Here is a 22,459-nt window from a genome sequence, read left to right as displayed (position 1 = left end):
GGATTGCTGGGCGACTGCTGCTGTGGCAGCAGCCTCAAGTGCATATCTCTAATTGGAATATATAAATGCTAATTAATAATTATTTGTTCTAATTTGTTTCGGGCACTATGGCCCTGCGCTTTCACTGCCAGGAATGCACCATGTCGCTGATAACCCATCCCCACGCCCGGGAACTGACCAAATCCGTACGCGCCACCGTTCTGGTGTTCAAGGACCCGCGCTCCCAGGAACTGCTCAGCCGCATCGAACGCCTGGCGCCGAGTGAAGCCAACACCCTGATCATCGGTGAGACCGGCACCGGCAAGGAGCTGGTCGCCCGCCATATCCATCAACTCAGCCGCCGCGGGCGCGAGCCGTTCGTGGCGGTCAACTGCGGCGCCTTCGCCGAAACCCTGGTCGAGAGCGAACTGTTCGGCCACGAGAAGGGCGCCTTTACCGGTGCCACCAACAGCAAGGCCGGTTGGTTCGAAGCGGCCAATGGCGGCACGCTGTTCCTCGATGAAATCGGCGACCTGCCGTTGAACATGCAGGTGAAATTACTGCGCGTGCTGCAGGAGCGCGAAGTGGTGCGCCTCGGTTCGCGCACACCGATCCCGATCAACGTGCGCCTGGTGGCGGCGACCAACGTCAACCTCGCCGATGCGGTGGTGGCCGGGCATTTCCGTGAAGACCTGTTCTACCGCCTGCACGTGGCAACCATCCGCCTGCCGCCGCTGCGCGAACGGCCTGGGGATATCCTGCCGCTGGCCGAGTTTTTCCTTGAAGAGCACTGCCAGCGCCTGGGTTACAGCCGCGCCAGCCTGAGCCTGGAAAGCGAACGCAAGCTGCTCTCGCACAGCTGGCCGGGCAATATCCGCGAGCTGGAAAACGCCATTCACCATGCGCTGCTGGTGTGCCGGCAACAAGTGGTGCAGCCGGCCGACCTGCACCTGGTGGACATGCGCTCGGTGGGCATCCGCCAGGAAGAACACAGCCAGCCGCTGCGCATCGCCAGCGAGCCGCCAAGCCTTGAAGCGGCGCTGACGGCGCTGTTCGAGCAGAACATCCCGGACTTGTACGAGCATATCGAGCAGACGGTGTTTCGCAGCGCGTACCGCTTCTGCCATGGCAACCAGTTGCAGACCGGGCGCTTGCTGAATATCAGCCGCAACATCGTGCGGGCGCGGCTGGAGAAAATTGGTGAGTTGAAGCGCACGGACGGTGTCGCCCTTTAGGGCCTCATCGCGGGGCAAGTCGGGTCGCCGCGATGCTTAAAGTCCATCTGATCCGTATAATTACCGCCAACCTGAATCTGTAACTCAGTACACCCAAAAGCCATAGTAACGGCCTCCCTGATGAGGTCCGAACCATGTATCAGTATGACGAGTATGACCGTGCGCTGGTGTTCGAGCGCGTGGCGCAATTTCGCGATCAGGTGCGCCGGTTCATCGCTGGCGAACTGAGTGAAGAAGAGTTCCTGCCCCTGCGCCTGCAAAACGGCCTGTACCTGCAAAAGCATGCCTACATGCTGCGCGTGGCCATTCCCTACGGCACCTTGGGTGCCCGGCAGTTGCGCACCCTGGCGCAGATCGCGCGCGAGTACGACCGTGGCTACGGCCACTTCACCACGCGCCAGAACATCCAGTTCAACTGGATCGAACTGGCCCAGGTGCCGGACATCCTCCAGCGCCTGGCCGAAGTCGAGATGCATGCGATCCAGACCTCCGGCAACTGCGTGCGCAACATCACCACCGAGGCCTTCGCCGGAGTGGCCGCCGACGAGTTGCTCGACCCGCGGCCGCTGGCCGAGATCCTGCGTCAGTGGTCGACCATCAACCCGGAATTCCTGTTCTTGCCGCGCAAGTTCAAGATCGCCATCTGCTCGGCCATCGAAGACCGCGCAGCGATCATGATGCATGACATCGGCCTTTATCTTTACCGCGACGGCCGCGGCCAGATGTGCCTGCGGGTGATGGTCGGCGGCGGCCTGGGGCGCACGCCGATCCTCGGTTTGCAGATTCGCGAAGGGCTGGCGTGGCAGCACCTGTTGTCCTACGTCGAAGCCATCTTGCGCGTGTACAACCGCCATGGCCGGCGCGACAACAAGTACAAGGCGCGGATCAAGATCCTGGTCAAGGCGCTGGGCATCGAGGCGTTCTCCCGCGAGGTGGAGGAGGAGTGGCAACACATCAAGGACGGTCCGGCGCAACTGACCGAGGACGAATTCCAGCGTGTCGCCGCCGCCTTCGAACCACCGGCCTACGACAGCGTCATCGATGATGAGCTGGCCTACGACACCCACCTGGCCCAGGATCACGCCTTCGCCCGCTGGGTGGCCTGCTGCGTCAAGGCGCACAAGGTCCCGGGTTATGCCAGCGTGGTGCTCTCGACCAAACCGGGCGATGCCTCGCCACCGGGCGACCTGACCGATGCGCAGATGGACGCGGTGGCCGACTGGTCGGAGCAGTTCGGTTTCGGCGAGATCCGTATTGCCCACGAGCAGAACCTGATCCTTCCCGACGTGCGCAAGCGCGACCTGCACGCGCTGTGGCGCCTGGCCTGCGAGCGCGGCCTGGGCACCGCCAACATTGGCCTGCTGACCGACATCATCGCCTGCCCGGGCGGCGACTTCTGCGCCCTGGCCAACGCCACCTCGATCCCGATTGCGCAGTCGATCCAGCGCCGCTTCGATGATCTTGACTACCTGCACGACCTGGGTGAGCTGAGCCTGAATATCTCCGGCTGCATCAACGCCTGCGGCCACCACCACATCGGTAACATCGGCATCCTCGGCGTCGATAAAAACGGCAGCGAGTGGTACCAGGTGACCCTCGGTGGCGCCCAGGGCAAGCACAGCACCCTGGGCAAGGTCATCGGCCCGTCGTTCAGTGCCGCCGAGATCCCCCAGGTGATCGAGCAGATCATCGCCACCTACTGCGCTTATCGCGAACTGGACGAACCCTTTGTCGACACCGTGCGCCGGGTCGGCCTGGAGCCTTTCAAGGAACGTGTCTATGCCAAGCGCCCGGAGGAGCTGATATGCGTAATGTGATTGGCCTGCGCAACGGTGAAGCGCAGTTGATCGAGGACGATCCCTGGCAGCTGTTGCGCGAACCCGGCGAGCTGCTGCCTGACGGCCTGGTGATCTTGCCCCTGGCCAGCTGGATTGCCCGCCGTACCCAGCGGCCCTTCGGCCGTGATGGCGTGTTGCTGGGCCCGGATGACGAGCTTGAGCCGCTGCGCCCGTGGCTGCCCCAGGTGCCACTGATTGCCGTGGATTTCCCGAGCTTTCGCGACGGTCGTGGCTACAGCCAGGCCTACCTGCTGCGCAGCCGCCTGGGCTGGCATGGCGAGCTGCGCGCGGTGGGCGACGTGCTGCGTGACCAGCTCAGCCATATGCGCCAGTGCGGTTTTGACAGCTATGCCGTGCGCCAAGACAAGTGTGCCGAGGATGCCCTCAAGGGCCTGGCCGGCATGAGCGTGCTGTACGGGCGTTCGGTGATCGAACCACGGCCGCTGTTTCGTCGACGCTGACGCCGTCGCCGGGTTCGGGCTACCATGCCGGATCGCCCGTTCGACAGGATGTTGCTGCATGCCATTCACTACCCGCGTTGCCCGGCCCAGTGATGCCGAGGCGCTGAGCATCATCGCTGGCCAGACCTTTGCCCTGGCCAGCCCGCCAGACGCTGCCGCCCCGGCATTGCAGGCGTACATCGACACGCAGTTGCAGCCCGAGCACTTTGTCTTGCACCTGCTCAATCGGCGCAAGCGCCTGCGCGTGCTCGAGCACCTGGGCACGGTGGTGGGCTACAGCCTGGTCGACAGCACACCCGAGGTATTGGGAATTGCTGAAGCGGACGGCTTGCCGGAACTCAGCCGCTGCTACGTGCTACCCGAGCACCACGGCCACGGCGGCGCCCAGCGGCTGCTCGACGACACCCTGGCGCAGGTGAGCGGCGCCATTCGCTTGACCGTCAACGAACAAAACGCCCGGGCGATCCGCTTCTACCAGCGCAATGGCTTTAACAAGGTCGGCGAGGCCGTGTTCGAATGCGGCCCGGAGCGCCATCGCGACTGGGTGATGGTCGCGCGGCGTTGATAAAACTGGTTAAAGTGTCGTTCACCTCTTATTGCTCAAGGTTGTGTTCATGACTGATCTCAGCGCATTCCCGATCACCCGCAAATGGCCGGCCAAACAGCCCGAGCTGCTGCAGCTGTATTCGCTGCCCACGCCCAACGGCGTCAAGGTGTCGATCATGCTCGAGGAGATCGGCCTGGCCTACGAGGTGCACAAGGTCAGCTTCGAGAGCAATGACCAGCTCACCCCCGAATTCATCTCCCTGAGCGCCAACAACAAGATCCCGGCGATCCTCGACCCCAACGGCCCTGGCGGCCAGCCGCTTGCGCTGTTCGAGTCCGGGGCGATCCTCATCTACCTGGCGGAAAAAACCGGCAAGCTGCTGCCGGCCGACCCGGCCAAGCGCTACCAGACCCTGCAGTGGCTGATGTTCCAGATGGGCGGCATCGGGCCGATGTTCGGCCAGCTAGGGTTCTTCAACAAGTTCGCCGGCAAGGACTATGAAGACAAGCGCCCGCGTGACCGCTACGTGGCCGAGTCGCGGCGTTTGCTCGGGGTGCTCGACAAGCGTCTTGAAGGGCGCGACTGGGTGATGGACGAGTACAGCATTGCCGACATCGCCATTGTGCCCTGGGTGCGCAACCTGATCGGATTTTATGAGGCGGGCGAGCTGGTCGGCTTTGACGACTTTGCCAACGTCAAGCGCGTGCTCGCGGCGTTTGTCGCGCGGCCGGCGGTGGAGCGGGGGCTGAAGATCCCTGCTTAGCGCCCAATCGCGGGGCAAGCCCGCTCGCACATACCTGTGGGAGCGAGCTTGCCCCACGATGACTAAAACACCTGCCGAAACACCCAGTACAACCCCCCGGCCAGCACAATCGCCGCCGGCAAGGTCAGCACCCAGGCCATCAGCAGGTTGAACAGGGTGCGCATCTGCAAGCCCGAGCCATTGGCAACCATGCTCCCGGCCACCCCGGACGACAGCACGTGGGTGGTCGACACCGGTAGCCCGTACATGTCCGCCGCGCCAATGGTGCACATCGCCACCAGCTCCGCCGAGGCGCCCTGGGCGTAGGTCAGGTGGGTCTTGCCGATCTTCTCGCCGACGGTCACCACGATGCGCCGCCAGCCAACCATGGTGCCCAGCCCCAGGGCGATGGCCACGGCGATCTTCACCCACAACGGAATGTAGCGGGTGGCGCTGTCGATCTGTTGCTTGAACAGCTGCACCTTGGCCCGGGTATCGGCATCGAACTGCGCCAGCTGGTGCTTGTCGATCAGGCGGATGGCCTCGGAGGTCAGGTACATGTCGTTGCGCACGTTGGCCATGGCCTCAGCGGGCACCCGGTTGAGCGAACCGTAGCCTTTGACTTCGCTGCCGATCATCCCGGCCAGCGCCGCCAGGGCCGGCAGCAGTTCGTCGCTGGCCTGTGGCTGGCGGATGAAGGCGCTGAGGGTCTGCCGTGGGTCCGCCGGCGCTGCTTGCGGGGCGCTGCGCTGCAAAGCCTGCTGGGTGACCTCGGCGACGGCGGCGAACTGCAGCGACTGGTCGGCCGGCATGGTCCGGTTCAGGGCGTAGGCCATGGGCAGGGTGCCGACCAGGATCAGCATGATCAGGCCCATGCCTTTTTGCCCGTCGTTGGAGCCATGGGCGAACGACACCCCGGTGCAGGTGAGGATCAACAGCCCGCGAATCCACCAGGGCGGCGGTGTGTTGCCGACCGGCGCCTGGTACAGCTCGCGGCGCTTGACCAGCATGCGCAGGGCCAGCAGCAATAGCGCCGCGCAGGTAAAGCCCACCAGCGGCGAGAGCAGCAGCGAATAGCCGACCTTGCTGGCCTGGGCCCAGTCCACGCCGCTGGTGCCGTCGCGCCCGTGCATCAGTGCGTTGGCGATACCGACGCCGATGATCGAGCCGATCAAGGTATGCGAGGACGAAGCCGGCAGGCCCAGCCACCAGGTGCCCAGGTTCCAGATGATCGCCGACAGCAGCAGGGCGAACACCATCGAGAAACCGGCCGAAGAGCCGACCTGCAGAATAAGCTCCACCGGCAGCAAGGCGATGATGCCGAAGGCCACCGCGCCGCTGGACAGCAGCACGCCAAGAAAGTTGAAACAGCCGGACCACACCACGGCCACCGACGGCGGCAACGAATGGGTGTAGATCACCGTGGCGACGGCGTTGGCGGTGTCGTGAAAACCGTTGACGAACTCGAAGCCCAGGGCAATCAGCAACGCCAGGCCGAGCAGCAGGAAGGGGGTCCAGGTGGTGACGACGGTGCCGGTGGCGTCGATGTCGCGCAACACGCTCCAGGCGGTATATACAAGGCCGGCCACCAGCAGGCCGAAGAACAGGGTCAGGGTGGTACGGCCGGGTTTGTGATCCAGACGTGGGCGTGGATCGTGGTTGGCCAGCGATGGGCTGCCAGCCAGGGTCGGGGTGGTCATGATGACGGGTCCGGGTTACCAGAAAGGGTCTAGCCTTGCCCGGCCATGATAAAAACAATCGGTGACAGCACCGTGACCTCGGTCAAGGAAAGTCCTAGGATTAAGGGACCTGCCGATGGAGGGTAACGATGATCCGCTGCAAACGCGTTTATGACCCGCAGGACGCTGCCGATGGCCAGCGGGTGCTGGTCGACCGCCTGTGGCCGCGCAACACGCGCAAGGACCAGCTGCAGGCCCTGTGGCTGCCGCAGGTGGCGCCGTCAACGGCGTTGCGCCAGGCGTTTCATCAGGGTGAAGTGGACTTTGCCGGCTTTGCCCAGCGTTATCGCCAGGAACTGGCGGCGCAGCCGGCGCACTGGTGGAAGCTGCTGGGCATGGCCGGGCAGGGCGACCTGACCTTGCTGTATGCCGGCAAGGACACCGGGCACAACAATGCCACGGTGCTGGCGCAATGGCTTGAGGATGAGCTGGAGCGCCAGGGGCCGGGAAGTTCGCCGGTGTGTTATGCCGATGAGTTCAAACCTTGAAAAGCATCGCGGGTCAAGTCGAGTCATCGCACCGCCGCTCCCACAGTGGCCAGGATCAATGCAATCCCTGTGGGAGCGGGCTTGACCCGCGAAGAGAACCACTATGACCTTGCAACTGACCCCCGCCACCGACCAGCACCGCTCCTTCGCCCGCGACCTCACCCGGCGGGCCATGCTGCCCTATTACCGCGAGTTCGACCTGCTCTGGCAGGAAGAAGCCTTCGACCAGGCCTGGGGGTGGCGCGAGCAATGGCTGATCAGCGACGCCGAACAGCCGCTGGGTTACTTCAGCCTCAGCCAGGACCGCCAGGCCCTGTTCATCCGTGAACTGCACCTGCTCGAAGGTTTTCGCGGCCGCGGCATCGGCAGTTGGGTATTAACGCAACTGGCCGACTGGACCGGCCAACGGCACTTGCCGCTGCTGCGCCTGATGGTGTTCAGGAGCAACCCGGCACGCTTGCTGTACCTGCGCGAGGGCTTTGTCTGCGTCGGCGAAGACGAGTGCTTTTTGCGCATGCAGCGGGCGATCACTTAGCTCGACCCGTACTACGCAGCCCTGGCGTTGGGTCGCCTCAAGCAGCAGGCTCTGCACCGGCAACAGGTCGCCAATCAGCAGGTTCTGCAAAATCGGCTTGCCCTCGAAGGTGTTCGGCCCCAGCACCACCTGCTGCACACCCTCGACCCGCACCACCGCCTTGCCGACCTTGCCCAGGGTGTTGCCGCTCAAGGTCAGGGGGCCGGCCAGCGGCGTGGCATTGCGCAGGCTGACGGCGTATTCCGGGCTGTTGCCGATGCGGTTGCCGATCAGGCTGACGGCACCGACCTCGCTGGCATCCACGGCGCTGCCCTGGCTGTTGCCGATCAGGTTGTCGCTGATCAGCAACGGTGCGGCTGCGCTCGGCGCCAGGTTGCGCAGCTGGATGCCGTTGCCCCGGCTATCGCCAATCAAGTTGCCGCTCAGCAGCACTGCACCTTGCTGCTCGCTGATCTCGATGGCTGCCTTGTGCGCGCCAAGGATCAGGTTGTGCTCGATACGTGCGCGGGTCTGGCCACGCAGGCGGATGCCGCTGTTGTTGTCGATGCCGCGTAGCTGGTTATTGCGGACCACGACCTGGCTGTCGCGCACGTCGATGGCGTACTGCTGGGACTGGCCGAACTGGCTGTTGTCGATCTGCGCCTGGCTGTGTTGCAGCTCTACGGCGCTTGACAGTTCATTGAACTGGCTGTCGCGGATGATCAGCGTGGCCGGGCGGGTAGAGGCTGCCTGCTGGCTGCTCAGGGCGGTGCTCAGGCCGCGCGAGAGGTTGGCGTTGTAGCCCAGGCGGTTGAGGGTCGAGCCGATCACCTGGGTGTGGCTACCGGCCCAGGCCACCACGAACGGCCGCCAGGCGCGCTCGGTGCTGCCGGGCTTGTCGCCGGCGACGCTCTCCAGGCGCGATTGGTTCAGGCCCAGCCAGCCCTGGTTGATCAGCGCCGTGCCGGAGTAGCTGTACAGGTACAGGCTGGTGCCTTCGAGCAACAGGCCGCCGTCGCTGGCGATCACCAGCGGGTAGCTGAGCAGGTAGCCGTCCTTGTAGCGTTTGATGATCTTCGGGTCGTTGAGGGCATCGTGCAGTTGCGCCAGGCTGATGCTGCCGCCGCGCACCATTACCGCTTGCGGGTGATGCGCCTGGTAGCCGGCGATGGCGCGGAACAGGCCGTTGTTGACGAACGGCTCGAACGGCCAGCTGCCGGCCTGGGAGGAGAACATCGGTTGCAGGCTGACACTGGCGCGGCCGGCCGGGCGCGGGCGTTCGCTGACCTGCAGTTGCACGGCCTGGCTGACCTGTTGCTGCAACTGCTGCAGGTCGCGCTGGTGTTCGGCGCTGTCTACCGCGCTCAGTGTTTGCTGCAGCGGCAAGCTCTGGCTGGCAGCCTGGGCCACGGCGCTGAACAGCAGCGCCAGGCAGGAAAGGGTAAGCGGGCGGGCAAGCATGGCCATGACGGTTCGTCCTTGGGTTACGGCAGTGTGGGATAGAACGGCTTGAGCGGGCCGCCGATCTGGCTGTAGTTGTCGACCTCGCCATCCTCGCTGTCATACAGCTGGCGGGCCAGGCGGTTACCCGGGGCGCGCTGCAGGAAGGGGATCAGCCAGGCCAGTTTGTACGGGGCGACGTCGCTCTGCGATTTGCCCTTGAGCTCGGGCAGGCCGTCGGGGTCGAGGATGCTGCGGGCGGCGAAGTTGGCCAGCAGCTCCAGGGTCTGCTGATCGTCGCTGCTCCACGGCAGGTCGTTGGCCCGCGCCGACTCGGCCAGCAACACCAGCGGCACCAGGGCGTACTGGCTGTAGGTGGCGGCCAGTTTGCTGCGCGCCACTTCCAGCGGCAGGTAGGCGTAGCTGCCGTCAGCGGACTTCACCGCCTGCTGCAGGCCGCGGCGCAGGTTGCCGTCGGCCCACTGGATGAAGTCGTCGCGCTGCACCAGCATGCCGGTCGCCGCCACCGCCCAGGCCGCCCAGTAGTCGTGGTTGTTGAACCAGGTAAAGCCCGGGGTACGGCGCGGCTGGTACTCGGCGATGATGCGCTCGCCCAACTGGTTGAACCAGGCTTTCTGCGCCGGCGACAGTTGCAGCTTGGCGTCGCTGGCGGCCTGGGTCATCAGCAGGGTCGAGGCCATGGCCGCCACCGCCCATTTGCGCGCTGCCATGCCGGTGCTGCTGGCGTCGGGGTTGAGCAGCGCACCGGCCTCGGCCCAGCGCTCCAGCCACTGGTCCTGGCAAGCCAGGGCCATGTTCGCCTCCTGCGGATTCTTCGCCCGCTGGAAGCGCTTGCTGGCGTAGATCAGGCCGCCGATGAACTGTTTGACCTGCTTGCCGATCTGTTCGCTGTTGGCGTCCGGGCTGCTGCGCAGGGTCGACTTGCTGGCGTCGCGCTGGTCGTACTTGCTTTGTAGCTGCAGGCTGCCGGTGTAGGGCGGCGGTGCTTGTTTGCTGCAGCTCAAGGTGCGGTAGTCGGCGATCATCGCCGACTGCGTGGTGGCCCGCGGCGGCCAGATCGAGCTGGCCGCCAGGCTGTCGGCCAACTGCAGGCTGGCGCACAGGCCCAGGCCCAGCGCGGTCCAGGTCTTTACAGGCATACGCGGGTTTCCACTTGGGTGGCGGCGGTGCCGGGCTTGGTCGGCTCCATGAACACCGACAGCAGGTTGGCCCCGGCAAATTCCTTGGCCCGGCTCAATTCAAGGTAGTACTGGCCGCCGCTAACCACCGCCTCGCGGCGAAACCAGACCTTGTCGCGGGCGCCGTTGTCGTAATAGACGATCACGTAGAAATCCTTGACGTTCTTGTCGCTGATGCGGATATCGAGAAAGCCCTGGCCGTTGCCGAGGTGCTTGCGGTTTTCGCCTGCGTTGCTGAGCAGTTCGATGCGCTCGTTGACCCGCAGCGGCGGGCGCTCTACCCGGTTGGCCAGGACTTCGGTCGACACCGGGCAACCGCCTTTGATCGCCGGGATCAGCTGGCGGTACATCTGCTCGGATTCCAGCTGGTAGTTGGCCGGCAGTTCCCAGATGATCAGCTTCGGCGGTGCCTTGGGCTTGTAGTTCTCTGACAGCAGGTATTCGAGCAGCGAGCCGTCCTGGCCGACGCCGGGCAGGGCGTAGTTGAGGATGTCGACCTCAAGGTACTGCTTGAGGTAGCCGTCGAAGTTGAACTGCTTGCTCTCGTCTTCACGGGCGGCGGCGTTACTGTCGCCAACCAGGATCACCTCTGGGTCCGGCGCGTCGTCGAACAGCGCATCGGCACCAGCGGCCTCGGGGATGGTCTGGTAGCCGCGCACGTACTGGAAACCATAGTTGTTGCCGCAGATATAGCTCAGCGCCAGGTTCAGGGTGCCGTCCTTGGGCACCATGACCCCGGGTTCGGTGCGGTAGCTTTTTTTGCTCAGGTCGGCGTAGAACGGCTGGCGACGGATTTCTTCGGCAACCAGCCGCGCCGTAGCTTGGGCACCGGCCGGGGTCCAGTGGTGGTCACGGCGAAAGAAGAACTCGCCCTTGGGCGGGGTGTGCACCAGTTGCATCAACGGCGGCACCACCGCGCCACCGGCGCGCAATTGCTGCAGGTAATTTTCCAGGTTGCCGCTGGCGCGGGCAAAGTCGAAGCCATGCAGCTTGTCGGCGTAAAGCTTGTCGCGGTGCATCAGGCCACGGGTCGGTTGAACCGCCATGGCCACATGGATGCCCTGTTGGCGAAAGGCGGCCATCAAGCGCGCAAACTCCGGGCGCATGGGCGCCGGGATGCCGAAGTCGTTGGTCAGGTCGACCGCCGAGCGGAACAGCCAGCGGTCCTTGGCCGGGACGATCTCGCGCATCAGCTTCATGCGCCCTTCGGCGTAATTCTGCGGGTTGCTCAGGCCCGGGCAGACCATGCACTCAAGGCTCGTGCAACTGGCCTTGGCGGGCTCTGCGGCCACGCTCGGCGCGCTCAGCAGAGGGCCCAGCAGCGCCGCCAGGCCAAGGGGAAGAATGCGCTTCATGATCACTCGCTCGGGTCGATGCTGTTGGCCAGGCTCATGCTCTGGTAGCCGGCGCCCTTGGGCAGCAGCACATAGCTGTAGGAGCGGCCCTTTTTCAGGAACAGTTCGTCGAACCGGGCAACGTTCTGCTCATCGACGTAGGCGGCAAAGCCGATCTTGATCTCGTTGACCATGCGGCTGCCGGTCTGGTCCTTGCCCAGCGGGTCGACGATCACGTGCTTGCCATCGACAGTTTTCAGCGCTGCCTGGGCCGGGGTCAGGTTGTAGAAGGCGACCTGGGCCTTCTTCGGCTCGTTGACGTACTTGTCGGCGATCAGGGTCAGCTTGCTGCCATCAAAGACTACAGTGCTGGCGGCGTTAGCCTTGAGCTGTGGCTCGATGGCGGTGCCGCCGACGGCGATCTTGTGCGCGCCGGCCGGGGTGAAGCGGTAGCCGCTGAGCTGCCCGGCGGCGACCCGTTGCGCGGTGATCTTGCCGCTCAGGGTCACATCGATGTTGCTGCCGGACAGGTTGAGCACGCGCACGAAGGCCGAGTCGGCCGGGGCTACGGCGTCATAGAGGTCGGCGTTGCCTTCGGCGGCATGAACGGCGGCGCTGCCCAGCAGCAGGGCGGAAGTGGCGAGCAGGCGTTGCAGTGCAGTGTTCATCAGTCTCTCCTTAGAAATGTTGGGTCTGGCCGGGGCGGCTCAGCGAGCCGAGGCGGTGGGCGAGCAGGGTGCGCAGGGGGAATTCCCAGACCACGGTGTCGATCTCGGGGTTGCTCAGCTGGTCGCTGGCAAGGAACTGGCTCATGGCCTCGAACGGCCCGCGGGCTTCCACCGACACGCTCAGCAGGTCGCGGTTGAGTGCCTCCTTGAGAAAGCCGACGAAGTTCCAGTCATCGATCTTGCTGTAGCTGGTACCCACCAGCATCAGGCTCTGGGTTTCACTGGCGAACAGGTCGCTGGCGCTTTGCTCGGCCTTGAGGGTTTCGTACAGGGCGATCTGGTTGGGGCCGAACTGCGGCGCCAGTTGCGCGTGGTTGAACTGGATGTAGTTCATCAGGTCGCCCTTGACCGTCTTGTCGGCGACTTTGTGCGACAGGTAACGCTGGTCACCGAGCAGTTCCGGGTGCTGGCGGGCCAGCTCGTAGGCACTCAGGCGCGCGCCTTGCGGGCTCCAGTGGGTGTCGGACTTGAGGAACAGCTCGGGGCCGGCAAGGTTGGCCAGAAATGCCGAGCGCAACGGCGTGACGGCAATCTCCTGCGCCTGCAGGCGCTCGACGAAACGGTCGTAGAGGCTGATCGCACGTGGGTCGACGGCGCGCTCGGTGTGCGCGGCATACACGTCGACTTTCATCGGCAGCGGCAGCACGATCAGGCGCTTGTTGTGGGCCTTGAGGCGTTGCTCGATCTCGGCGATCTGCCTGAGCTGGCCGTCGAGGTTGGCCTCAAGGTTGTTCGGCACGCGGTATTCCTGGTTGGTGTAGAGCCAGCCGTCCTTGCCCAGCACCACGCCCTTGGTGCCTTCGTCGAACAGCCGGTACTGGGCGTTGGCCCACAGCTCGACCGACGGCTCCCGCAGGAAGAAGCGCTTGTCGTAGACCTGCTCGAATTTGCGCAGCAGCTTGCCGTCGACGAACAGGTTCCAGGCGTCGGTCTGGTTGCGGGCAAAGCTCAACACCGGTGGCAGCGAGTAGACGAACATGCCCGCCAGCAGGACGCCGAAGGCAATGCCGTTGACCTTGCTGGCCGAATTCATGACCGGGTACATGGCGGTCTCCTAGAACTGAAAGTACAAAAAGGGCGAGAACGAATGCGCCGCCAGGCTGCTCAGCGCCAGGGCAAAGCCGGCCCACAGCAGCAGGGCCTTGAGGCCGCCGACATGGCGCATGAAGTACTGCTCCTTGTTGCCGGCGTAGAAGCGCACGTTGTTGCTGCCGGCCAGCACCAGCCAGCACAGGGCAATGGCGGCGAACGACATGGCCATCTTCGAGGCGCCAAGCACGTACAGGTCCAGCGAACCGAGGCCGTTGAGGCCGAACAGCGCCTGGTAGATGTCGATGCTGTGGCGCAGGTCGTTGGTGAAGAACAGCGGCATGCTCAGGATGATCAGCACGAAGGTGCGCAGGTTGCGGCCCAGGTGGTAGGGCGTGGTGATCTTGGTCGCCAGGTTGAATTTGCGCTCGATGACCATGCCGAAACCGAAGAACAGCCCCCAGCAGATAAAGGCGAAGCTGGCGCCGTGCCACAGCCCTGACAGCAGCATGGTGTAGACCAGCGCCGGCAGCGCCCCGGCGATGCGCTTGCGCACCAGCGGCATGTACACGTAGTCGCGCAGAAAGTGCGCCAGGGTCATGTGCCAGCGCGCCCAGAACTCGGTGATGCTCTGCGACACATACGGCTGGTTGAAGTTTTCCGGAAAACGGAAACCCATCATCAAGGCCAGGCCCAGGGCCATGTGGCTGTAGCCGGCGAAGTCGAAGTACAGCTGCAGGGTCGAGACCACCAGGCCGAACCAGGCATCGCTCAATTGCAGGGTGCCTTCGCTGATGAACAGCACGTTGATCGGCGCCAGCTGGTCGGCGATCAGCACCTTCATGATGAAGCCGAGCATGAACCGGCACACGCCCAGCGAGAACAGCTCCAGCGAATGGGTGCGCTGGCGCAGCTGCGGTGCCAGCTGGCTATAGCGCAGGATCGGGCCGGCCACCAGGTGCGGGAACAGCGCGACGAAGGCGGCGAAGTCGATGAAGTTGTTGGTCGGCGTGGCGTCCTTGCGGTAGATGTCGACGATGTAGCTCAGGGCATGGAACACATAGAAGGAGATACCCAGCGGCAGGAAGATCGTCTCCAGGGTGAAGGTGTTGATGCCCAGCGGCGCGAGCAGGGCGGCCAGCACCTCGGCGCCGAAGTTGGCGTACTTGAAGTAGCCCAGGGTCGACAGGTTGCCGATGATGCCGATCCATAGCAGGCGGAACGCCCAGCGCTTGTCGCCGGCATCCAGGCGCGCCTTGATGCGCAGGCCGAACCAGTAGTTCCAGTAGGTGATGGCGACGAACAGCAGCAAAAAGTCCGGCCGCCACCAGGCATAGAAGATGTAGCTGGCGGCGACGATCACCGTCGAGCGCCACGGCGCCCGGGCGAGGAAGTACACGGCCAGGAACAACGGCAGGTAGAGGAACAGGAAGACGTTGGAGGCGAAGATCATCTCGGGTTCCGTCCTTAGTAGCTGACCACGACGCCGAAGGTCAGCTGGTAGTCATCACCACTGTCCAGGGCGTTGCCGGCGTTGAGGTAGCTGGCGCTGACCAGGGCGTTGACGTCCAGGTGCTTGCCGTCGATGGCCACTGGAAACATCTTCCAGTAGTAGTTGAGGTCGAGCATCTGCCCGACGTCCTTGCCGCCGCCGTGGTTGCCCTGGGCAATGGCGCGGTTGCGCTCGCTGCGCTGGTCGCCTTCAAGGCGAATCGGCAGGGTGCCGTTGGCATCGCGCAGCTTCAGTTCGGTGAGGCGAAAATCCAGGGCGCTGCGCGGTGTCGGGTTGGTTTCCAGGGCGATGCCGTAGTAGCTCAGATTGCGCAGGTCGAGGCTGACGAAAGAGCTGGCCAGGCGCGTGCTGTAGCTGCCCTGGCGGGTGATGCGGTCGGACTGGATGGCATTCAGGCGAAAGCCGTCGTTGTCGTTGCTCGGTTTGTCGGTCAGGCCGCCGCGCAGGGCCACCCGTGGTGTCCACGGCAGGTCGTGAAAGCGCTTGCCGATTTCGCCCAGGGCCGCCCAGCCGCTGGCGTTGTGGCCGCTGCTGGTGAGGCCGTTGACATCGGTGTTGTCGACCTTGCCGTCCAGGCCCGCGAGTTCCAGGTGGTAGTCGCTGAACAGCGGCGTCAGGTCAAGATCGTCAGCCTTGAAGAACAGCCCGTAGCGCATGCCCTTGAAGTCGTAGCGGTCTTCGGCGTCGTGGCCGCTGTGGTCATTCTCGTGCATCAGGCGCACGCCGGCCCAGTTGTGCTCGCTCCAGCGGTAGGCGTACTCGCCCATCAGGTAGGTGGTGCGCTCCTCGCTGTCGGCCAGGCGATTGACGTCGCTGTTGTAGTTGTAGAACTTCTGCGCCACGGCGACAAAGCCACGGGAGAAGGTGTCGTTGTAGTTGAAACGCAGCGACTCGATGCTGTCGTCCCACCAGATGCCGTAATCGTCGAAATAGCGCTGGCGCCCGGCCGACAGCGAAAAACGCGGGTCGTCGCCGAGCAGGTTGCGTTTCACATACAGCTCGCGCAGTTCGGCGTACCAGCCTTCGGGCTGTTCGCGGTCGAGGTTGTTGGCGTTTTCGTTCTGCACGCTGGCCGACTCGCTGGAGTCGTAGTTAAGCCACAGGCGGCCGTAGACCATCCACTTGGCCCAGCGTTTTTCCGGCGAGTACCAGGCGAACGACGGCTCGTAGCGCAAGCTGTAGAACATCTCGCGGCTGCGGCCGACTTCGGAGTTTTCCGGGCCGTAGCCGGTTTGCACGGTGAGCTTGTTGAAAAACTCCGAGGTGATCACCGGCTCGCTGCCATCGGCGACCCGCACCGGCTCGCTGCTGTCGGCCTCGGGGCCGGTGACTTCTTCCAGGGCGTGCGCCGGGTACAGCGGTGCCAGGGCCAGCAGGGCGCCGAACAGGGTGTGGTGGGCTTTCACAGGGTTGCCTCCTTCAACAGATCGTTGCGTGCCGCCAGGGCGCGCGCGATGTCATCCTTTTTCAGGGTCTTTTCCAGGCGCGTGACCAGGCTGCGGGCACCGTTCTCGCCCAGCGCCACGGCCACCTGGGCATAGGTGTAGGCCTTGACCGGGTCATGGCAGATGGCACGGCCGTAAGCGTGCAGGGTGGCCATGCGGTACCAGGCGGCGGTGGAGCCGGCCCGGGCCTGGGCCTGGAAGATCTGCAGGGCCTTGTCCTGGTCGGGCTGGTCGGCCACGCCCTTGCTGTAGTACTCGGCCAGCAGCAGCTCGGCGTCGGGGTAGCGGCTGGCAACCAGCTCGTCGATCAGCGCGCGGGCCTTGTCCGGGTCCAGGGTCAGCCAGTTGTTGACCATGTAGAACGAGGCCTGCAGCGCCTTGGCCCGGGTCGCTTCGCGGGCCCGCACCTGGTCGATCAGCGCCTGGGTCTCTTCAGCGTTGTGCTCGGTGGGGTTGGAAATCATAAAGTTGGCCTTGGACACCATCGCCGGCACGAAGCCGCGCTCGACGGCGTTGTCACGCCAGCGATGGGCTTCGCCGCGGGCGAGGTCCAGGGCATCGCTGCGCTGTTTCTCCAGGGCCAGTTGCGCGGCGTCCGGCTGCACCCGCGCCGGGCCCATGGCACTGGCCTGGCGCTGGTAGCGGTCGGCTTCCTGCTCGGCGCGCTGCACGCTGTTGATGCTGTCGAGCAGCGAGCCGATGCGGTGTACGATTTCAACCGCCAGGGTCGGGCGCAGCGCTTCGAGGCTGCGGGCAAAGGCCGGGAAGGTGCGGTCCTGGTCGTCGCCGAGAAAACGGTAGTAGCGGTCGATCGCCCGCACATCGACGCGCACTGCCTGCTGGTACCAGCGCTCGGCGCCGGCGCGATCACCCAGGCGCTCGGCCAGCACCGCCTGGTACAGCTCGGGACGGCAGTTGAGCAGGCACGACTGTTGGTACAGCGCCAGCAACTGCGCCGCCTGTTCGCTGGAGACCAGCTGCGGGTACACCAGGAACACCTCCAGGGTGGTACTGGCATTGCGCGGGTCGAGGGTCGCCGGGTAACGCGTCAGGGCCTGGGCCATCCACTGCTGTTGGCCCTTTTGCAGGCTCGGGGTGCGATCCAGCAGGCGCGCCAGCGAGGCCAGCGCCGGCACCTGGCCGCGGCCGTCGGCAAACGCCTCCTGGTACAGGGCGATGACGTCTGCGCGGCTGGCGCCATCGCTGTTGGCCAGCACATCACCGAGCAACAGCTTGGACGCCAGGTCACCGCGCTCGGCCAGGATGCGCAGGTCGGCACTGACATTGGCGCTCGGGTCCTTGTACAGCGCGTAGCGGATCTGCTCCAGGCTTTGCCCGGCCAGGGCATTGCCGGCACAGGCCAGGCCAAAGCCTGCCAGCAGCAGGCGGGAGGGCGTCTTCGCATTCATTGCCTATTCCTTCCTTGGGGGTGCTTAGCGCGACGCCGTGAACGGCAGGCCCAGGTACAGGTCCACCGCCACCGGCTTCTGGTACGCGGCGCGCGGCAGCGGGCTGTCGGGGGCGATGGTCAGGGCCAGGTTCTTGTTGGCTTCGTCGACGCGAGAGTCGATGACCTTGCCGCTGAAGGTCTCATCCAGGCCGAACACCTTGAGGTCCACCGAGGTCACCCGGCCGATGTCGGCGAGCTTGTCGAACGGCACGTTGGCGGTGACGAACAGGCCTTCATCCCTGGGCAGCAGATGCACCAGTGGCGCCTGCTTGTAGCCAAAGCCGTCGAGGGGCTTGCTCGGGAAGTACAGCTCGCAGTCGCACGGGCTGTTGATCACGGTTTCGATGGTGGCGCGCCCGAGCAAGGTCTGCAGGTCGCCGGGCGAGAGGTCGGCTACCGCCTTCATGTCGGCCGGGCTGGTGAAGCTGGTGGCCAGCTGGGTGGAAATGCTCGCCACCGGCGCGCCGGCCTTGACCTCGGTCTGCCCCGGCGCCAGGAGGAACTTCACATAGCCGTTGTCGGGCATGCTGATGACCTGGGCATTGGCCGAGACCTGGGCCTGTACTGCCGGGATACGGAAGAACAGCAGGTAGCACTTGTAGGCGACAAAGCCCAGCGCGGCGAGGCCGGCGGCGGCATACAGCAGGGTGCCGAGGGTGGCCTTGAGGCGCTCGCTGGAGCTGCGCGCACTGGCGTACTTGTGCTTGCGTTCCTTGATGTAGTTTTCCCGCTGCATCACGTTGAACAGGCCATTGATGTCGGCGATTTCGCCCGACAGGTAGGCGCTGATGATGTAGCGCAGAATGTCGCGCTTTTGCGAATCGAGCTCGACGAACTGGGCGCCGACTTCCTGGCCGCGCTGGGAGACGATCTTGATCTGGCTGTCGATGTTCAGGTCGACCTGGTTCAGGCGCAGCTGGATCGAGGCGTGGTACAGGCTGCCGATCTTCAGCGGCTCGGGGTGGACCAGGCCGATGCCGCCCAGGGAGATGTCCTGCAGGGTGCTGTCGAACGGTGGCTGGCCGGCCGCGCTGAGCTTGACCCGGGCATTGAGTTTGGTGCGCACGTACTGGCGTTCGTCGATGGCTTCGTGGACTACGTTGGCCGGTACTGCGGGTGTGCTTGAGCTACTCATGGCAGGCGCCTTTCCTTAACGTTGCGTGAGTTCGAGAAGAACCGAGATGACCCCGAAGAAAATCGCGATGGATGAAAACAGCATCGCCTTCGAGGACCAGCGGTTCAGGGCGGCGTCGAAGTTGACGGCGCCGTTGCTTAATGTGGTTTTTTGCCGGGTCCAGCTCTGCTGGTCCATGTGGAACAGGGCGTAGACTTTCATCAGCGAGCCGATGATCTGGTTGTAATAAAGAACGAACGGGTACACCGGGCTGACCGGGTGGCCGGCGAACAGAAACAGCACGGTGACGATGCTGCGCGACAGCAGCACCCAGAACAGGTACACCAGCAGGTACTGGATGCCGAAGACGATGCCGGCGACCACCGAGGCGGTCAGGCCCATCAGGCAGGTCCACATCGACACCCGCTGATCGAGCAGCACATACAGGGTGAACAGGCCCAGGCGGGCGCGGCCGAGCAGGGCGGTGGCACGGAAGTTCTGGCGCAGCGAATTGCCGTACCAGCGGAACATCAACTGGCGGGTGGCGCGCCAGAAGCTGTTGTCTGGTGGATGCTCGACGGTCAGGGTGTTGCTGTCGGGCACGTAGAAAGTGTCCCAGCCGGCGCGCATCAGGCTCAGCCACGACGACTTGTCGTCCCCGGTCAAAAACTGAAAGCGCCCCAGGCGCCAGTGCTGGAGAAAATCCGCCTCGACGTCGCGGATGAAGTCCGGGTCGGTCATGACGCTGGCGCGAAAGAACGACAGCCGTCCGGTCAGGGTCAGCACCCGGTGCGACAAGGCCATCGAGCACATGTTGATGTGCCGCTGGACGAAGCGCATCGAGTGCCACTGGCGCATCAGGCTGCTGCCTTCGACTTCGCAGAACTCGTTGGTGGTCAGGCCGCCGACGTTGGGCAGGTAGGCAAACAGCTTGACTGCACGCTCGACGCAGCCGGGCAGCATCATGGTGTCGCCATCGACCACGCCGACCACCGAATCCTCCAGCGGCATCTGCCGTGACAGGGCGCGAAAGGCATGGGCCAGGCCGTCACGCTTGCCGGTGCCACGGGCGCGGACGATGACCAGCTTGATGTCATCGCGGTCCTTGACCTCGTTGCGCATGATCTCTTTGATGAACTGCTCGTCGCCCTTTTCGACGATCGAGGCAATCACCGTGCACGGTACCTTCAGCCGCTGCACCTCCTGGAACACCGACTGGTAAACCTTGAAGGTGGTGTGGGTGGGGATGCGAAAACTGGTCACTACCATGAACATGTGCGCCGGCAGCGCCGCATCGCCCATGCGTTCGACCGCCTTGCGCATGCGCGGGAACTTCCAGTGCAGAAAGTACATGCCGCGCAGGTAATGGACGATGGCGTTGCCATAGCGCCACATGCCCAGTGCACCGATGATGAAGATGAACTTATGGTGCGCAGGGTCGAGATACTGCGGCGCGACCATCTCCGACGCCAGCGCAATCAGGCCGAACAGGCAGGCCCAGGCGCAAAACCGCGCGCCTGCCTGCAGGTAGTCCGGCCGGCCCGAGGGCGGCTGTTGCTGTCGTTCCATGTAGTCGTTGCTCCTGTGTTCGGGCCGCACCCGGCTGAATGACATGCGCACTGTTCGCGCCTGGCCAGGACAAGGCCGGCCGGGCAGGAGGCAGGTGGGCAGTCAGTCAGGCGGGGCGCCTGGGTCAATCGCCGGGTACTCTCTGGATGGAGTACTTTCTGGCTGGAGTGCTCTCTGCTGGAGTACGGGCCTTACCAGCAGATACCTTCACGCCGGGCATCGCTGCCGTGGGCCATGAAGCCGACCAGGTCGATGATCTGCTTGCCGTCGCTGGCATCCAGGGCTTGCGCAAAACGGTCATCGTTGTTGCCCAGCACCACCACCTCGGCGTCGCGGATCACCTGCTGCAGGTCGTTGCACAGCAGCGACGAAACGTGGGGGATCTTCGACTCGATGTACTCGCGGTTGGCACCGAACACCCGCGCGTACTCGACGTTGGCGTCGTAGATGGTGAGCTCGTAGCCTTTACCGATGAGCATTTCCGCCAGCTCCACCAGCGGGCTTTCGCGCAGGTCGTCGCTGCCGGCCTTGAAACTCAGGCCCAGCAGGCCGATGCGGCGCTTGTCCTGGCGAGTGATCAGCTCGAAGGCGTTCTTCACCTGGTTGCGGTTGCTGGCCATGATCGAGGCCAGCAGCGGGTGCTCGACGTCCAGCTGGCCGGCGCGGTAGGTGAGGGCGCGCACGTCCTTGGGCAGGCACGAGCCACCGAAGGCGAAGCCGGGGCGCAGGTAGTAGCGCGACAGGTTGAGCTTGTAGTCCTGGCAGACCACATCCATCACCTCGCGGCCATCGACGCCGGAGGCCTTGGCGATGTTGCCAATCTCGTTGGCAAAACTGACCTTGGTCGCGTGCCAGACGTTGCAGGTGTACTTGATCATCTCGGCGACTTCGATCGACTTGCGGATCACCGGGGCGTCCAGGCCCTGGTACAGCGACTGCAGCAGGTCGCCCGATTGCGCGTCCAGTTCGCCGATCACAGTCATGGCCGGAAAATCGTAGTCCTGGATCGCGGTGCTTTCGCGCAGGAACTCGGGGTTGACCGCCACGCCGAAGTCGATGCCGGCGCGCTTGCCGGAGTACTTCTCGAGGATCGGAATCACCACGTTCTTGGCCGTGCCGGGCAGCACGGTGCTGCGCACCACGACGGTATGACGGCTGGCCTTGTCGCGCATGGCGGTGCCGATTTCGCGGCACACCGCTTCCATGTAGACCAGGTCCAGGTCGCCGTTTTTCTTGCTTGGGGTACCCACGCACAGCAGCGACATCTCTGTAGCCAGTACCGCAGCCTGGACATCCGTGGTACCGCGCAGGCGGCCATGGCGCACGCCATCGAGCAGCAGTTGCTCAAGGCCCGGCTCGACAATGGGCGACTTGCCCTGGTTGATCATGTCGATCTTGGCCGGCGAGATATCCACGCCCAGCACCTGATGGCCCCGTGCAGACAAACAACCGGCACAGACAGCGCCTACATAACCCAATCCAAAAATACTGATATTCATAGTTCCCTCTCCCAAGGTGCAGCGAAAGCTGACCGAGATACTCAGTTAAACGGCATGGTCGACGCGGCAGACGCGCAAGAAAAAGCAGCGCGCTAAAAGGAGGCGATGCAAGCGTTTTTTCGTTGTCTTATTACATCCTAAGGGAGTTTTTTTAACTTCGGCAAGCAGTCTCTAACTCTTGCTTGGATAAAGTTTAAAACTGCTCTGTTAAAGTTTAAAAACCTTTAAAAATCAATAAGTTAAAGTTTGTGGTTAGTTCGACGTCAAAAATCCGATATCGGCATTTTGCCGAGAAAATGGCGCCAGAAAGCCGTTGCATCTGTGGCTTTTGACGATTTTCACGGTTTTTTTGACGGGGCTTTTGCATGCGCTATGGAACTTCTTTATTCTCCCCGCGCTGTTGTATTAGTGGCTGTTGATTTCGTCGGTGATGGCACTTTAGCTATTAAGCAAAGTTGTTGGCTTATTAGCGCCTTGAGTAACAAGTGTGGGGCACAGTTGCAGGTTGTCCAGACAACCCCGGACAGGTAGGGCGGGCTTTGACTTGTGCCGCGCGGCTGATCGCGGCATAGTTCGGGCTTCGTTCGAGGCACGCC

At 64.0% G+C, this 22,459-nt stretch carries 18 protein-coding genes and 1 pseudogene; 7 read left to right on the top strand and 12 right to left on the bottom strand.

Annotation, left to right across the window (positions count from 1 at the left end; translation table 11 throughout):
* Positions 1 to 140: 140 nt before the first annotated feature.
* From LOY37_RS15755 to LOY37_RS15735, 5 genes are all read left to right on the top strand, one after another.
* Positions 141 to 1,214, top strand: coding sequence for a sigma-54-dependent Fis family transcriptional regulator (locus tag LOY37_RS15755; protein WP_093381715.1), 1,074 nt, complete (start codon positions 141 to 143; stop codon positions 1,212 to 1,214).
* A 134-nt stretch (positions 1,215 to 1,348) separates the two neighbouring features.
* Positions 1,349 to 3,031, top strand: coding sequence for a nitrite/sulfite reductase (locus tag LOY37_RS15750; protein WP_093381718.1), 1,683 nt, complete (start codon positions 1,349 to 1,351; stop codon positions 3,029 to 3,031).
* Positions 3,019 to 3,513, top strand: a complete 495-nt coding sequence (locus LOY37_RS15745) for a DUF934 domain-containing protein (RefSeq protein ID WP_093381720.1) — start codon at positions 3,019 to 3,021, stop codon at positions 3,511 to 3,513. Before LOY37_RS15750 ends, LOY37_RS15745 begins: the two co-directional genes overlap by 13 nt.
* Positions 3,514 to 3,571: 58 nt before the next feature.
* Entirely contained in the window at positions 3,572 to 4,078 is a 507-nt protein-coding gene (locus LOY37_RS15740) for an N-acetyltransferase (protein WP_258715213.1), read from the top strand.
* Between the two features lie 49 nt (positions 4,079 to 4,127).
* On the top strand, positions 4,128 to 4,823 hold the full coding sequence (locus tag LOY37_RS15735) for a glutathione S-transferase N-terminal domain-containing protein (RefSeq protein ID WP_213604100.1): 696 nt from the start codon (positions 4,128 to 4,130) through the stop codon (positions 4,821 to 4,823).
* Positions 4,824 to 4,885: 62 nt separating this feature from the next.
* Here LOY37_RS15735 and LOY37_RS15730 read toward each other — a convergent pair whose 3' ends face one another.
* A complete protein-coding gene (locus tag LOY37_RS15730) occupies positions 4,886 to 6,502 on the bottom strand; it encodes an inorganic phosphate transporter (RefSeq protein ID WP_045194028.1) in 1,617 nt (538 codons plus the stop codon).
* Positions 6,503 to 6,630: 128 nt separating this feature from the next.
* Between LOY37_RS15730 and LOY37_RS15725 the strand changes: the two genes are divergently transcribed.
* Together LOY37_RS15725 and LOY37_RS15720 are read left to right on the top strand one after the other, a co-directional pair.
* Positions 6,631 to 7,029, top strand: a complete 399-nt coding sequence (locus tag LOY37_RS15725; protein ID WP_093381728.1) for a DUF488 domain-containing protein — start codon at positions 6,631 to 6,633, stop codon at positions 7,027 to 7,029.
* A 103-nt stretch (positions 7,030 to 7,132) separates the two neighbouring features.
* Positions 7,133 to 7,564, top strand: coding sequence for a GNAT family N-acetyltransferase (locus LOY37_RS15720; RefSeq protein ID WP_258715212.1), 432 nt, complete (start codon positions 7,133 to 7,135; stop codon positions 7,562 to 7,564).
* Between the two features lie 237 nt (positions 7,565 to 7,801).
* Here LOY37_RS15720 and LOY37_RS15715 read toward each other — a convergent pair.
* The 11 genes and pseudogenes from LOY37_RS15715 to LOY37_RS15665 form a co-directional block, all read right to left on the bottom strand.
* Positions 7,802 to 8,677, bottom strand: a pseudogene (locus LOY37_RS15715) (right-handed parallel beta-helix repeat-containing protein); the annotation flags it as partial.
* Between the two features lie 350 nt (positions 8,678 to 9,027).
* Entirely contained in the window at positions 9,028 to 10,143 is a 1,116-nt protein-coding gene (locus LOY37_RS15710) for a polysaccharide lyase (RefSeq protein ID WP_258715211.1), read from the bottom strand.
* Positions 10,134 to 11,537 (bottom strand): alginate O-acetyltransferase AlgX-related protein, encoded by a 1,404-nt coding sequence (locus tag LOY37_RS15705; protein ID WP_045194022.1) that lies wholly within the window; start codon positions 11,535 to 11,537, stop codon positions 10,134 to 10,136. Before LOY37_RS15705 ends, LOY37_RS15710 begins: the two co-directional genes overlap by 10 nt.
* Before the next feature lie 2 nt (positions 11,538 to 11,539).
* Positions 11,540 to 12,184 (bottom strand): alginate O-acetyltransferase AlgF, encoded by a 645-nt coding sequence (locus LOY37_RS15700; protein ID WP_258715210.1) that lies wholly within the window; start codon positions 12,182 to 12,184, stop codon positions 11,540 to 11,542.
* Between the two features lie 10 nt (positions 12,185 to 12,194).
* Positions 12,195 to 13,289 carry an alginate O-acetyltransferase gene (locus tag LOY37_RS15695; RefSeq protein ID WP_258715209.1) on the bottom strand — a complete coding sequence of 365 codons (1,095 nt, stop codon included), beginning with the start codon at positions 13,287 to 13,289 and terminating at the stop codon, positions 12,195 to 12,197.
* 9 nt (positions 13,290 to 13,298) lie between these two features.
* Positions 13,299 to 14,726 (bottom strand): MBOAT family protein, encoded by a 1,428-nt coding sequence (locus tag LOY37_RS15690; protein ID WP_258715208.1) that lies wholly within the window; start codon positions 14,724 to 14,726, stop codon positions 13,299 to 13,301.
* A 14-nt stretch (positions 14,727 to 14,740) separates the two neighbouring features.
* Complete coding sequence (locus tag LOY37_RS15685; protein WP_045194018.1) at positions 14,741 to 16,192, bottom strand: alginate export family protein; 1,452 nt, start codon at positions 16,190 to 16,192, stop codon at positions 14,741 to 14,743.
* Entirely contained in the window at positions 16,189 to 17,640 is a 1,452-nt protein-coding gene (locus LOY37_RS15680) for a sel1 repeat family protein (RefSeq protein WP_258715207.1), read from the bottom strand. The genes LOY37_RS15685 and LOY37_RS15680 overlap by 4 nt, the downstream gene beginning before the upstream one ends.
* 24 nt (positions 17,641 to 17,664) lie before the next feature.
* Positions 17,665 to 18,816 (bottom strand): PilZ domain-containing protein, encoded by a 1,152-nt coding sequence (locus tag LOY37_RS15675; protein ID WP_213604111.1) that lies wholly within the window; start codon positions 18,814 to 18,816, stop codon positions 17,665 to 17,667.
* 15 nt (positions 18,817 to 18,831) lie between these two features.
* The gene (locus LOY37_RS15670; protein WP_082075380.1) at positions 18,832 to 20,364 is read right to left on the bottom strand and encodes a glycosyltransferase; all 1,533 of its coding nucleotides are present in this window, start codon (positions 20,362 to 20,364) and stop codon (positions 18,832 to 18,834) included.
* A 191-nt stretch (positions 20,365 to 20,555) separates the two neighbouring features.
* The gene (locus tag LOY37_RS15665; protein ID WP_045194015.1) at positions 20,556 to 21,863 is read right to left on the bottom strand and encodes a nucleotide sugar dehydrogenase; all 1,308 of its coding nucleotides are present in this window, start codon (positions 21,861 to 21,863) and stop codon (positions 20,556 to 20,558) included.
* Positions 21,864 to 22,459: the final 596 nt, after the last annotated feature.

The organism is Pseudomonas sp. B21-012 (assembly GCF_024749305.1).
GTDB lineage: Bacteria > Pseudomonadota > Gammaproteobacteria > Pseudomonadales > Pseudomonadaceae > Aquipseudomonas.
Note: the sequence above shows the minus strand (reverse complement) of the source record. Positions and strands in the feature narration are given on the sequence as shown.